The sequence below is a fragment of the Bacillus cereus group sp. N14 genome (assembly GCF_016483555.1).
Taxonomy (GTDB): Bacteria; Bacillota; Bacilli; order Bacillales; family Bacillaceae_G; genus Bacillus_A; species Bacillus_A wiedmannii.
The window spans coordinates 182,737-195,756 of the sequence record NZ_JAEHBQ010000006.1 but is presented as its reverse complement, the minus strand read 5'-3'; the positions used below and the strand labels follow the sequence as shown (position 1 = coordinate 195,756).

The following is a 13,020-nucleotide window of genomic DNA, read 5'->3' as shown; positions in this document are numbered from 1 at the left end:
CTTGAAAATATAAGTTTATATAAAAATTGGAGGTTAGGAATAGATGAGAACTGAAAAAGAAATGTTAGACTTAATTATTAGTACAGCAAAAGAGGATGGAAGAATTCGGGCTGTCATCATGAATGGGTCACGTGTAAATCCAAATGTGAAAAAAGATTGTTTTCAAGACTATGACATTATGTATGTTGTAAATGATATACAATCTTTTACGTCAAATCATAATTGGATTCATAGATTTGGAGAAATTATGATTGTACAAATGCCGGAAGAAATGTCGTTACTTCCAGCAGATGAAGACGGGAAATTTCCGTATTTAATGCAGTTCATGGATGGAAATCGAATTGATTTAACGCTAGTTCCTTTTAATTTGATAAATAAGTTCGTTGGGCAAGATAGTTTAAGTAAACTGCTTCTTGATAAAGATGATTGTATGAATGAATTTCTACCAGCAAGCGATAGGGATTACTTAATAAAAAAGCCTACAGAAAAAGATTTTTTAGATTGCTGTAATGAATTTTGGTGGTGTAGTACGAATGTGGCAAAAGGGTTATGGAGAGAGGAACTTTCTTATGCGAAAGGGATGCTCGATGGTCCAGTACGAGATATGTTCATTGTAATGCTAGAATGGCATATTGGTATGAAAACAGACTTTACAGGTAATGCAGGAAAGTTTGGGAAGCATTTCGAGCAATATATGGAAAAAGATATGTGGCAGCATTTTAAACTGACCTATTCGGATGCAGAATATGAAAACATATGGGAGTCATTCTTTGTCATGGGTAATTTATTTAGGGAAGTAGCGAATGAAATTGCTAACACATATGGATATCAATACCCGCAAGGTGATGATGACAGAGTGACAAGCTATTTAAAACATGTGAAAGCTTTGCCGAAAGATAGTACATCGATTTATTAATAATAGTAAGCAATAAGACTGTCCTAATTATGGACAGTCTTATTTTTGTTCATGAATAGGAATTTCCCTAACAAAGTACAGCGGAATTACATATGAAATTTTAGGGAGGTTTTTATCATGTATTATTTTTATTCGTCAGAAATGTTTGCCCCATATGAATGGGGACTAGAACGAGATGTTTCTTACGCCTATATGCCATATCACTCATTTTATTATGGAGACTATATGAGCTCATTGCCATACACATATATCCCTCAAAACTATACAGTACAAATGAAAGCATATGAGCGTGGATCGTGGACACCATTTTCGTGGGTCGAAAAATATGCGTACGCATTTTCAGGACCGTACAATAAAGCGGAAGTCGCTCTTACATTTGATGATGGACCAGATTTAGAATTTACGCCGAAAATTTTAGATAAGTTAAAACACTATAATGTAAAAGCTACTTTTTTCTTACTTGGTGAAAACGCAGAAAAGTATCCGAACGTAGTAAAGCGTATTGCGAGTGAGGGGCATGTAATTGGTAATCATACGTATAGTCATCCAAATTTAGCGAAAGTAAATGATGTTGAGTACCGTAATCAAATTATAAAAACAGAAGAAATATTAAATCGTTTAGCTGGTTATGCTCCTAAGTTTATACGTCCGCCATACGGTGAAATACTTGAAAATCAATTGAAGTGGGCAACAGAGCAAAACTTTATGATTGTACAGTGGAGTGTTGATACAGTTGATTGGAAAGGTGTAGGTGCGGACACAATTACAAATAATGTGTTAGGGAATTCATTTCCTGGCAGTGTCATACTTCAGCATTCGACTCCAGGTGGGCATTTACAAGGATCTGTAGAGGCGCTAGACAAAATTATTCCGCAGTTAAAAACGAAAGGGGCACGTTTTGTAACGCTGCCAAGTATGTTCCAAACATCGAAAGAGAGAAAATAAAGTGGAGTTTAAATTAGTCGGGTATTGTCAATCATCCACTATTAAGAATAGGACTCCTAAGTACTTTAAAATGGGAGCCCTATCTTATTTATAAATTATTATTTTCTAGTAAGTCTTTTCCTTGCTCTATAACAAATTCATAGTATGCAAGATCATATGGATAAATATCTTCAAATGTTATCGTTATCGGTTTATTGCTTAAAACAGAAATAGCTGTAAAAGATGAAATCTCTCTTTTTAGTAGTTGTAGAAAAGAAGTTGCATGTACTTTCATCACATCGTCTACTTCTTCACCTGGTGCGAATGGAAGTGGATTGATGACATTGTGAAAATACATATGACAAAACTCGCGATCTGTAAGATTTGAAATTTCATAATCTATTTTAAAGATGCCTTTGTATGCTAACTCAGTCGTTTGAAAAGAAAGCCCCAGTTCTTCTTTAATTTCACGAAGACCACCAATTTGTACATCTTCATCATGCATAATATGTCCGGCTGAAGTAATATCCCATATACCCGGAGCTTCTTTTTTATTTTTAGAGCGTAATTGGAAATATAAGAACATATCTTCATCATCTTTTTCTACAAACCAACAATGAAATGTTTCGTGCCAATCACCGTCACGATGCACTTCATCACGCAATTTCTTCCCAAGTGTATTTCTTTCAGGATCAAATATTGTTAACCACTCTGTCATTTAAATTCCCCTTTCTGCAAATTTTATTATACAATATTTGTATTGAATTTTGGGAAAATAAAGAAAAACGGAGTGGTTAATAGTGAGGATAGAGAGTAAAGAAATAAAATCGATTATTTCAACAGAGGAAGAATTACGGAAAATATTGGGGCAACCAAGTGAGCGAGCGTTAAAGAAAGTTATTTCATCATTAGACCACCATTGCATAGATTTTTTGTCAAAATCTCCTTTTCTAGTATTGTCTACTGCAAATAAATTAGGAGAGTGCGATGCTTCGCCGAGAGGTGACGCACCTGGATTTGTATACGTATTAAATAATAATCAAATTATCATTCCAGAAAGACCAGGTAACCGTCGTATAGATTCCATTTTGAATATTATTTCAAATCCGCACGTAGGGTTACTCTTTTTTATTCCAGGCCTTGGGGAGACGCTCCGGATAAACGGCCGAGCGTATATTACAAACGACGAAGAGATATTGCAAGAAATGCAGGTGAATGGACGCAATCCGTTACTTGGAATTGTCGTTGAAATAGAAGAGTGTTATATTCATTGTGCAAAAGCTTTTATCCGATCTAAGATGTGGGATCCAGAATCATGGTTGAATAAAAAAGAGTTACCTTCAGCAGCAAAAATGTTGCTGGAGCATGCGAAAGTAAATACTTCTGAAGAAGATGTTGCACGCTCTTTAGAAGAAAGCTATACGAAAAGATTGTATTGAAAAAACTTTATAGATATAGTTTTGCAAGGTGAATATGTACACATTTTAGAATGTGATATTCATATAAGAATCGTTGATTTACAAACTGGAGAAATAACAAAATAGGTAAATCAAGTGGTAGTTGCATAATGTTATTTTGAAATACAATAAAAAATGATTTTGAAAATTTTTAGTAAAAATAGGCTTGCTTTTTGAAAAGTTGATAACTATAATAAGTTAACAAATAGACATGAACGAAAAAGTAACGATAAGGACACGAAATCATTTTTACGGTTTACAGAGAGGGAAGTCAAGGGTGTAAGCTTCCTAACACGAGAAATGGTTTTACCACCTTTGAACTTCAATAGTGAACGAGTAATCTAGTAATTATTGACGGAATCAGCCGTTATCTGAACTTGAGCAATCTAGGGAGAAATATGTCTAGGTTGGAACAAGGGTGGAACCACGAAAACACATTCGTCCCTTTCCTAGGGATGAGTGTGTTTTTTTTATGGATGTGAAGATTGAAAATTAAAAATAATCAAAAAATAGTATTGATTTTGTTTTTTATGCGAGTATAATGAGTTAACAAATAAACATGAACGAAAAAGTAACGATAAGGACATGAAATCATTTTTACGGTTTACAGAGAGGGGAGCCAAGGGTGTGAGCTTCCTAACACGAGAAATGGTTTTACCACCTTTGAACTTCAATAGTGAACGAGTAATCTAGTAATTATTGACGGAATCAGCCGTTATCTGAACTTGAGCAATCTAGAAGGAAATAAGTCTGGATTGGAACAAGGGTGGAACCACGAAAACACATTCGTCCCTTTCCTAGGGATGAGTGTGTTTTTTTACTTTGAAAGGAGGTGCAGTAAAATGAAACGATTTGTACGTACGGAAATAACCACCACCTGCATGATTAAAAAGCAGAGCAAGGTGATTGATAGAGATAAATAATAAAATTGTAGGAGGAGATTAGAAGATGAATAACGTTATTAATGTTGGGGTGTTAGGATTAGGTACGGTTGGAAGTGGTGTTGTCCATATTTTGAAAGAACATTATAAAAAAATAGCACTTGATACAGGGTATGAAGTGAAGGTAAAGACAGTCGTTGTACGTGACTTAGAAAAAGAACGTGATGTTTGTATTGATGGAATTGTAGTAACAAGTCATGTCGATGAAGTTCTAAATGATTCAAATATTGATATTGTAGTAGAGGTAATGGGCGGAATTGAAGAAGCAAAACAGCATATTGTTAAGGCTTTACGAAATAAGAAACATGTCGTAACAGCAAATAAAGATTTAATGGCTGCATACGGTGCAGAGCTTCTCCAACTGGCGAACGATAATGATTGTGATCTATGTTATGAAGCAAGTGTAGCGGGCGGTATTCCGGTGTTAAGAGGATTAAAAGACGGATTAGCATCAGATCAAATTGAAAAAATAATGGGAATTGTAAATGGCACAACGAATTACATGTTAACAAAGATGAGTCAAAATGGATGGTCGTATGAAGAGGCATTACAAGAAGCACAAAAATTAGGTTTCGCAGAATCGGATCCAACAGCGGATGTAGATGGGTTAGATGCGGCGAGAAAGGTAGCCATTCTTGCAAACTTAGGTTTTTCGATGAATGTTTCTTTAGATGATGTGCAAGTAAGAGGGATTCGAAAGGTCGAAAAAGAAGATTTACAAATGGCTGAAAAGTTAGGATTTACTATGAAATTAATTGGTAAAGCAGAGAAACAAGGGTCAGCCATTCATTTAAGTGTAGAACCGACACTTTTACCAAGCCATCATCCATTATCAAATGTAAATAATGAATTTAATGCAGTATATGTTCACGGTCAAGCAGTAGGGGAAGTAATGTTTTACGGACCTGGAGCTGGGAAGTTACCGACTGGTTCTGCTGTTGTAAGTGATATTATTTCAATCGTTAAAAATATGAATCAAGTTCCGAAAAATAAAAGTGCGTTAAAAGAACCAGAGCCATACGAGTTACAAGGAGATGAAGAAGTCGTTTCGAAATATTTCTTACGTATTTCATTACGAGATGAACCTGGGATGTTACAAAAAATAACAGAATGTTTCGTTAATTATTCTGTAAGTTTAAAAGAAGTTATTCAATTACCTTTAAATCGTGAACTTGCAGAAGTCGTTGTTGTGACACATCAAACTTCAAAGTATCAATTCGAACGAGTACTAGGAGCGATAGAAGATGTCGCAAGTGAAATAAACAGTTATTACATTATTGAGGAGGAAAAACAATATGTATAAAGGATTATTAAAACAGTATGCTTCTTATTTACCGGTGAATGAAAATACACCTGATGTGAGCTTAATGGAAGGAAATACACCGCTTATTCCGTTATTAAATATATCAAAACAATTAGGAATTCAGTTATACGGTAAGTATGAAGGAGCGAATCCGACAGGTTCTTTTAAAGATCGTGGTATGGTAATGGCTGTTGCGAAGGCGAAAGAAGAAGGTTCGGAGGCAATTATTTGTGCATCCACAGGTAATACTTCGGCATCGGCCGCAGCATACGCGGCACGCCTTGGAATGAAATGTATAATCGTAATCCCTGAAGGAAAGATTGCACATGGAAAATTAGCGCAAGCAGTCGCCTATGGAGCTGAAATCATTTCAATAGAAGGAAATTTTGATGATGCACTTAAGGCTGTAAGAAATATTGCTGCTGAAGAGCCGATTACACTAGTAAACTCAGTGAATCCTTATCGAATTGAAGGGCAGAAAACAGCAGCATTTGAAATTTGTGACCAGTTGCAAAGTGCACCAGATGTTTTAGCGATTCCTGTTGGAAATGCTGGAAATATTACAGCGTACTGGAAAGGTTTCTGTGAATATGAGAAAGAAAAAGGCTATAAGAAGCCAAGAATTCACGGGTTTGAAGCGGAAGGAGCAGCTGCTATTGTAAAAGGACATGTCATTGAAGAACCTGAAACAATTGCAACAGCAATTCGCATCGGTAACCCAGCGAGTTGGTCATATGCTGTAGAGGCTGCCGAACAATCTCACGGTGAAATAGATATGGTATCAGATGAAGAAATATTACATGCGTATAGATTATTAGCAAAAACAGAAGGGGTTTTCGCTGAGCCAGGATCAAATGCTTCATTAGCCGGCGTTATTAAACATGTTCAATCTGGAAAAATCAAAAAAGGAGAGACAGTTGTTGCGGTTTTAACTGGAAATGGGTTGAAAGATCCTGATATCGCAATCTCTTCTAATACATTAGATATTGCAAGTGTTTCAAATGATATAGAACAAATTAAAGAGCATATAAAAGGGGTGATTATGTCGTGATACCATTAAGTATTCGTGTTCCTGCTAGTACAGCGAATGTTGGACCTGGATTTGATTCAGTAGGAATAGCTTTGTCATTATATTTAGATGTGGTGGTAAAAGAAAAAGCTGATAAATGGCAAGTAATCCATTCCTTTGAAGAATCAATTCCGACAGATGATAAAAATTTAATCGTTAGCACGGCATGTAAAGTATGTCCTTCTTTATCAGCTCACATAATAGAAGTTACTAGTAATATCCCGCTTACAAGAGGACTAGGAAGTAGTGCATCAGCCATTGTAGCAGGGATAGAGCTTGCGAATCAACTTGGCAATTTGAACTTAACGACTGATCAAAAAGTTCAAATTGCTACAAATTTTGAAGGACATCCAGATAATGTTGCTGCTTCTATATTAGGAGGAACTGTAATCGGAGCACTTGATGGAAAGAATGTTTCGGTTGTAAGAATTGAAAGTAAGGAATTAGGTGTAATTTCTCTTATTCCAAATGAAGAGTTAAATACAGAGGAAAGCCGATCTGTATTACCAGATGTGTTTCCATTTCATGAAGCAGTTAAGGCTAGTGCAATCAGCAACGTATTAGTAGCTGCGTTTTGTCAAAAGAAGTGGGAAGTTGTAGGTGAAATGATGGAAAGAGATCATTTTCACGAGCCGTATCGTTTAGAACTCGTACCGCTATTACCATCAATTCGTAAATGTGCAAAAGAGTTTGGCGCATACGGCACAGCGCTTAGTGGTGCAGGTCCATCCATTTTTATATTGACGCCATATGATAAACGTCAAGAAATTGCTGAGCAATTAGCGAGAGTATTTACGTCTATGAAAGTGTGTGAGCTAGAAATCGATCATAGAGGAATTACTGTAAATAAAGAAGAACATATAGAACTATAAAAAAAGCTAGCATTGCTAGCTTTTTTTGTTGTAAATATCTTTTCAGTTTTCATATAAAAGAAAAGTAATAATGTATAATTTAGTAAAGCGTGTATTCATTTGGAGGCGATCGTATGAAAAAAGAGTCACCAGAAGAAAACAGGGAACGTATAAGGCAAAGTGAATTGAAAAATAATCCTACCGGCTCTTTAAAGGATGGATTAAACAGAGCTGAATCAGGTAGTCCAGTGGATATGACGGGTGGTATGAATTGGAAAGGTACAGCGCTAGTAATTTTAGTGCTAGTTTTAGGGTGTATTATATACACTTATTTTTTTAGTTAAAAAATAAGTGTTAAAGATTCGAATTATTTGCTTTTATATTTAGTGGGGATGAAAAAACACTATTGTACTACATATACTTTAAGCAGATTATAGTTGTTCATACACACTTATTTATAATACTCAAAATAGAGCTACCGTTATGCTAGTTCTATTTTTTTGCCACATTCCTGTAACAAAGCCCCTGTATATTCAGTGGTGGAGGTGCAGAAGATGAAAAAAATGATAGCAATATGTCTTCTTACAACGATGTCATTTTCGACTTTGGTCGGGTGTGATGTAAAAGGTAACAAGGCTGTACAAGAGTCTAAAGTAAAGAAAGCGACGTATAAAGAGTTCACTTACGATGTAAATCCAGAGACTTTCACGTTAACTGTAGAACATGATGGTGTAAAGGAACAGGCATCACAGCCGTTACCGAAAATGAAGGTGTCGAATGTAAAAAAAGACAAGGATCGCACATCTTGGGAATACCCAGATCAAAAAGTAAAAGTGAATCTAGAAAAGAAAAAAGATCACTTAAATATTGAAGTGGAATCGACTGGTGCAGAAAGTTTTATATGGCCGAAAGTACAAGCTGAAAATTATACACTTCCGTTATGGGAAGGAAAACAAATTCCGAGTAATGATGAAAATTGGAAGAAGTTTTTAAAGGATGATGCATATTCATTTGCTGAATCATTTTCTATGAAGTTTTTTGCGTTAAATGGTTCGAAATATTCCATTGTATATATTGCGAACAATATGTTTAATAATGAATTGAAATTTCATTCGGATCCGAAAATAGGATTTGATTTTATACATGAATTCCCGAGTATAAATAAAAATAAAACATATGGATTTCAATTATATGTGACAAATAATGATGCAGCCAGTATTGCTAAACTGTATAAGGATAATATTGCTCGAAAAGGTGAATTTAAAACATTACAAGAAAAGGCTAGAAAAAATAAAGAGATTGAAAAACTTTATGGTGCGGCTCATTTTTATTTTTGGAATCAAAATGGTTTGTCTGACAGTAACGTAAATTGGCCTAAAATAAGAGAGCAAATAAATAGTCCTGTATTTAGTCATATAAAAGGGCTTATTCAAAAGAATAGTTCGGTGCCTGGAGAACTGAGTGTGTTTGAGCAAGTAAGTAAACAAGATTTCATTGATAAGTACCAAAAAAATGTTATTTTGCGTTATGTAAATGAAGTATTATCAATGAAGGAATTGTATAAAGATGATATTTTTCAAAAGGTTGATCAGAACGCTAGTGAGTTATTAAACAAAGGGGTAGATCACTTATCGAAGATGGAGTTATATAACTTAAATAAGCATGTATTAAAGTCGGCGCTCGGTGATGCGATTGAAGAAGTAAGTAAATGGGGTAACGCAGATGGAACGGATATTATAAAGGAAATGAAAGAATCAGGAATAGACAAAGCGTGGATTGGGTTACCGAACTGGGAACAAGGGTATATGCAGCCTGATTTCGTGACAGAAGCTAAAAAAATAGGATATTTAGTTGGTCCGTATGATTCTTATCATTCTATTCACGAAAAAGCTGATAAAAATTGGAATACAGCTTCTTTTCAGGATCCATCGTTATATGAAGAGGCAACTGTGACGAAGAAAAATGGAGAAAAAGTGCAAGGATTTTTAGGTAGAGGGCGAAAGTTAAATCCAACTTTATCTCTTCCTAGTGTAAAAGAGCGAATGAACGACATATTACAAAATGGACCTAAATATAATTCATGGTTTATTGATTGTGATGCAACAGGTGAAATTTATGATGACTATTCAGCCAAACATATAACGACACAAGAACAAGATTTAAAAGCAAGATTGCAACGAATGGATTATATTGCGCAAGAAAAAGGTATGGTAGTTGGCTCAGAAGGCGGAAATGACTTTGCAAGTAGTACGATTACATTTGCTCACGGTATTGAAACGCCGGTTATTAAATGGGACGATGAAGATATGAGGAAAAATAAAACAAGTCCGTATTATGTGGGCGGATATTGGTCACCGAATCAAAATGTTCCAGAAAAATATGCAAAACAAGTACCGTTAAAAGAAGAATATAAACAAGTATATTTAAATCCAGTATATTCGGTACCGTTATATAAATTAGTATACAATGATTCTGTAATTACAACGCACCACTGGGAATGGGGAAGTTTGAAAGTAAAAGATGAGGTAGGGAACCGTATGCTATACGAATTATTGTATAATGTTCCTCCGTTGTACCATTTAGATGAAGTAGAGTGGAATAAGCATAAACAAGAAATTACGCAGCACCTGAAAGTTTGGAATGACGTTCATGAAAAGGCAGTAGAAGAAGAAATGACGAACTTTGTATATTTGTCAGAAGATAAATTAGTTCAATCTGCTTCTTATGGAAAAGATATTAAAATTATTGTGAATTTCTCGAATGAAGAGATAGAAATAGAAAAGACGAAACTAAAAGCAAAATCCGCTTTCATTAATAATCATGGGAAGAAAACAATGTATACACCGCTTGAGAGATAATATGAAATGTATTGTTGCATTACTAATTTTTCAGGTGAAAATTGAAGGATTCGAAACGAATAAATTTATAAATCTATAATTTAGAATGTTGCGAAGTGTTAAATATTTGAAGTTGGAAAATAGTGACTTGCCAAAAATAAGCACGAGAGTATAATGTGAAATGGAATACATATTGGATTCATCATGTAACCTTACAAAAATGTAAGGTGTTTGAAAGGAAATTCAATATGAAGAATACTAGACATACATTATACTAGGGAAAGAGAAAGAGAGGCGAATGAAGATGAGCTCTGAATTAGAACAAAATACGAGAAGCAATAAAAAACGTTCTAAAAGAAGGTCAATAAAATGGTTCATTTTAATTCCATTTTTCCTACTTATTTTTGGAGGAGTAGGATATGGATCATTAATATATAATAAAGCAAAAGCTGTTGTAAGTGATGCGTATGCACAAATTGATAAATCATCAAAACGTGATAAAGAAGTTGAGCCTTTAAAGGATAACATCTCTATTTTAATTATGGGTGTAGATGGTAGTGAAATGCGAAAAAGTCAATATGGTGAAGCTGTTCGCACAGATGCACTTTTATTAGCAACAATTAATAAAGATGATAAATCAGTTAAATTAGTAAGTATTCCGCGTGATTCACGTGTATATATTCCATCTAGAAAGAAATTAGATAAAATTACACACGCACACGTATTTGGTGGTGTTGAAAGTACACGAGATACAGTGGAAAGATTTTTAAATGTTCCTGTTGATTATTATGTGAAGTTTAACTTTGAATCATTCGTACAAATTGTCGATTCACTTGGTGGTATTGATATTGATGTACCTGTTACTTTCACAGAGCAAGATAGTAAAGACCAAGCGGGTATGATTCATTTAGAAAAAGGCTTCCAACATTTAAATGGAGAACAAGCACTTGCACTTGCAAGAACGCGTAAAATTGATAGTGACGCAATGCGTGGACAAAGACAACAACTTGTAATAGAAGCAATTGCAAAAAAAGCGATGTCTGTGCAATCAATTAGCAAAATGGGCTCTTTACTTGATGCGGTTGATAAAAATATGAAAACGAACTTAACTTTCGATGATATGCTTGCGATTACAAAAAATATGGCAGGATCTAATTTAGAAATGGAAAAAATGCAAATAGAAGGTACGGATAAACGTATCGGAGGTATTTATTATTACATTCCAAATGAAAAAAATGTGAAAGATATTTCGAAAAAAATAAATGATCATCTAGGTGTAACACCGAAACCAGTTCGAAACGAATAATAAAAAAAGATTGGCTTTCGCCAATCTTTTTTTATCGGAATGGATTTGTAACTTTTCTGTAACGATTTTTTATTTTAGAAAAACTATACTCATATGTATGAGAATATTGGAGAAGCAAAAAGTAAAGAAAAATAATAAAAATCTGTAATAAGGAAAGATATCATATGCAGAAATGGATAGGCATTATGGGAATCATTTTTATGTTGACTGGATGTAAAATGTCTGAAGCTCCAACAAGTTTAATGGGTGCTCCTGCCAATGAGAAATGGATTAATGAACTAAAAGAGCAAATAGATAAAGATTTGCCTGTAAATTATCGATTGCTTACTCCAATGTCTAATAAAGATAAACAGATGATTTGGTCAATGGATTTTAAACAAGATAATAAGAAAGAAGCCATCTTATTTTATAAATTGCCGAATGAAGATCATAGCGTATACTTAGCTGTATATGAAGAAGTCGGAAATGGATGGAAAGTAAAGTCCACGCACAGATTTGATGGTGGAGATGTAGATATCGTTGAAGTCGGTGATTTTACAGGGAATGGGAAGCGAGAGTTATTAATCGGAATTTCTGTAAGTCGTGAATCGTTAGAACATGTTATGTATGTTTTTTCGGAAGAAAATGAAGATATGAAGGAAATATATAATCGAAGTTATACGAAGTTATTCATAGAGGATTTAAATAAAAATGGACTGAAAGATATAAGTCTTGTTACGTATGAAAAAGATGAGAAATTGACAGTTGAGTTCATGGAACAATTTAAGACTTTATCTGAAGCGTCATTCGATCCATTTATAAATAGCATTCAAAGAATACAAATGGGCCGCATTTCTGAATCACTAAAGGCGGTTGTAATTGACGCAGGTGTTGGTGCTCATTCAGGGATAACATATGTAGCAAAATTTGATAAGGGTCATTATGAGCCACTACCTATAGATGGGAAAGAAGATTTATTCAATGATTATGTAGTCGAAAGCAAAGATATAAATGAAGACGGCATTATTGAATTTGTTCGTACAGTGCGTCCAAAAGGTTGGGAAGATAAATCACATGGTGATAGTCCGCTTTTCGAACGTTACATACAGTGGAGTGAATCTGGAATTAAACCAATTGAAGAAAGATATATCGATATAGAAAAAGGATATTATGTGAAAATTCCTGAAGAGTTAATTGGAAAAATTACGATACCAGATGAGCAAAAGGAATCAAATTCTCAAAAGTTTTTGGAAACAAGTACAAAAGAATTATGGCTTGAAGTCCATATATTTGAGCGGAAAGAATGGTTCAAAATAAAAGGATACGAAGCAGCAGTTAAAACAGCTTCTCACGTATATGCTGTACCGAAACAACCACATTTTGAAAAAGTGAAAGCATATGTAAAACCGCTAGCGGATTATCAACAAGAGTAGGGAG

At 34.6% G+C, this 13,020-nt stretch carries 11 protein-coding genes and 2 other annotated features; of the genes, 10 read left to right on the top strand and 1 reads right to left on the bottom strand.

Features of this window, described 5'->3' with window-relative positions:
• Positions 1–43: 43 nt before the first annotated feature.
• Positions 44–916 carry an aminoglycoside 6-adenylyltransferase gene (locus tag JDS82_RS11920; RefSeq protein WP_199713363.1) on the top strand — a complete coding sequence of 291 codons (873 nt, stop codon included), beginning with the start codon at positions 44–46 and terminating at the stop codon, positions 914–916.
• A 117-nt stretch (positions 917–1,033) separates the two neighbouring features.
• Positions 1,034–1,861, top strand: a complete 828-nt coding sequence (locus JDS82_RS11915) for a peptidoglycan-N-acetylglucosamine deacetylase (protein WP_199713362.1) — start codon at positions 1,034–1,036, stop codon at positions 1,859–1,861.
• A gap of 88 nt (positions 1,862–1,949) precedes the next feature.
• Here the strand turns inward: JDS82_RS11915 and JDS82_RS11910 are convergent, their stop codons facing one another.
• On the bottom strand, positions 1,950–2,558 hold the full coding sequence (locus JDS82_RS11910) for an NUDIX hydrolase (RefSeq protein WP_199713361.1): 609 nt from the start codon (positions 2,556–2,558) through the stop codon (positions 1,950–1,952).
• A gap of 82 nt (positions 2,559–2,640) precedes the next feature.
• Between JDS82_RS11910 and JDS82_RS11905 the strand changes: the two genes are divergently transcribed.
• The 8 genes from JDS82_RS11905 to JDS82_RS11870 all read left to right on the top strand — a co-directional run bounded on the left by JDS82_RS11905 (position 2,641) and on the right by JDS82_RS11870 (position 13,016).
• Positions 2,641–3,279, top strand: coding sequence for an MSMEG_1061 family FMN-dependent PPOX-type flavoprotein (locus JDS82_RS11905; protein WP_199713360.1), 639 nt, complete (start codon positions 2,641–2,643; stop codon positions 3,277–3,279).
• Positions 3,280–3,514: 235 nt separating this feature from the next.
• Positions 3,515–3,746, top strand: a binding site (T-box leader).
• A 116-nt stretch (positions 3,747–3,862) separates the two neighbouring features.
• Positions 3,863–4,094: a binding site (T-box leader), on the top strand.
• Positions 4,095–4,245: 151 nt separating this feature from the next.
• Positions 4,246–5,541 (top strand): homoserine dehydrogenase, encoded by a 1,296-nt coding sequence (locus tag JDS82_RS11900; protein WP_199713359.1) that lies wholly within the window; start codon positions 4,246–4,248, stop codon positions 5,539–5,541.
• Entirely contained in the window at positions 5,534–6,592 is a 1,059-nt protein-coding gene (gene thrC / locus JDS82_RS11895) for a threonine synthase (RefSeq protein WP_000276441.1), read from the top strand. Before JDS82_RS11900 ends, thrC begins: the two co-directional genes overlap by 8 nt.
• The gene (gene thrB / locus JDS82_RS11890) at positions 6,589–7,482 is read left to right on the top strand and encodes a homoserine kinase (protein ID WP_199713358.1); all 894 of its coding nucleotides are present in this window, start codon (positions 6,589–6,591) and stop codon (positions 7,480–7,482) included. Before thrC ends, thrB begins: the two co-directional genes overlap by 4 nt.
• 113 nt (positions 7,483–7,595) lie before the next feature.
• Positions 7,596–7,805: a DUF6366 family protein gene (locus JDS82_RS11885; protein ID WP_199713356.1), complete on the top strand. Its 210-nt coding sequence runs from the start codon at positions 7,596–7,598 to the stop codon at positions 7,803–7,805.
• 210 nt (positions 7,806–8,015) lie between these two features.
• Positions 8,016–10,319: a glycoside hydrolase gene (locus tag JDS82_RS11880; protein WP_199713355.1), complete on the top strand. Its 2,304-nt coding sequence runs from the start codon at positions 8,016–8,018 to the stop codon at positions 10,317–10,319.
• Positions 10,320–10,602: 283 nt separating this feature from the next.
• Positions 10,603–11,604 (top strand): LCP family protein, encoded by a 1,002-nt coding sequence (locus JDS82_RS11875; RefSeq protein WP_000093638.1) that lies wholly within the window; start codon positions 10,603–10,605, stop codon positions 11,602–11,604.
• Between the two features lie 164 nt (positions 11,605–11,768).
• Positions 11,769–13,016, top strand: a complete 1,248-nt coding sequence (locus JDS82_RS11870; protein WP_061671827.1) for a hypothetical protein — start codon at positions 11,769–11,771, stop codon at positions 13,014–13,016.
• The last annotated feature ends 4 nt before the right edge of the window (positions 13,017–13,020 follow it).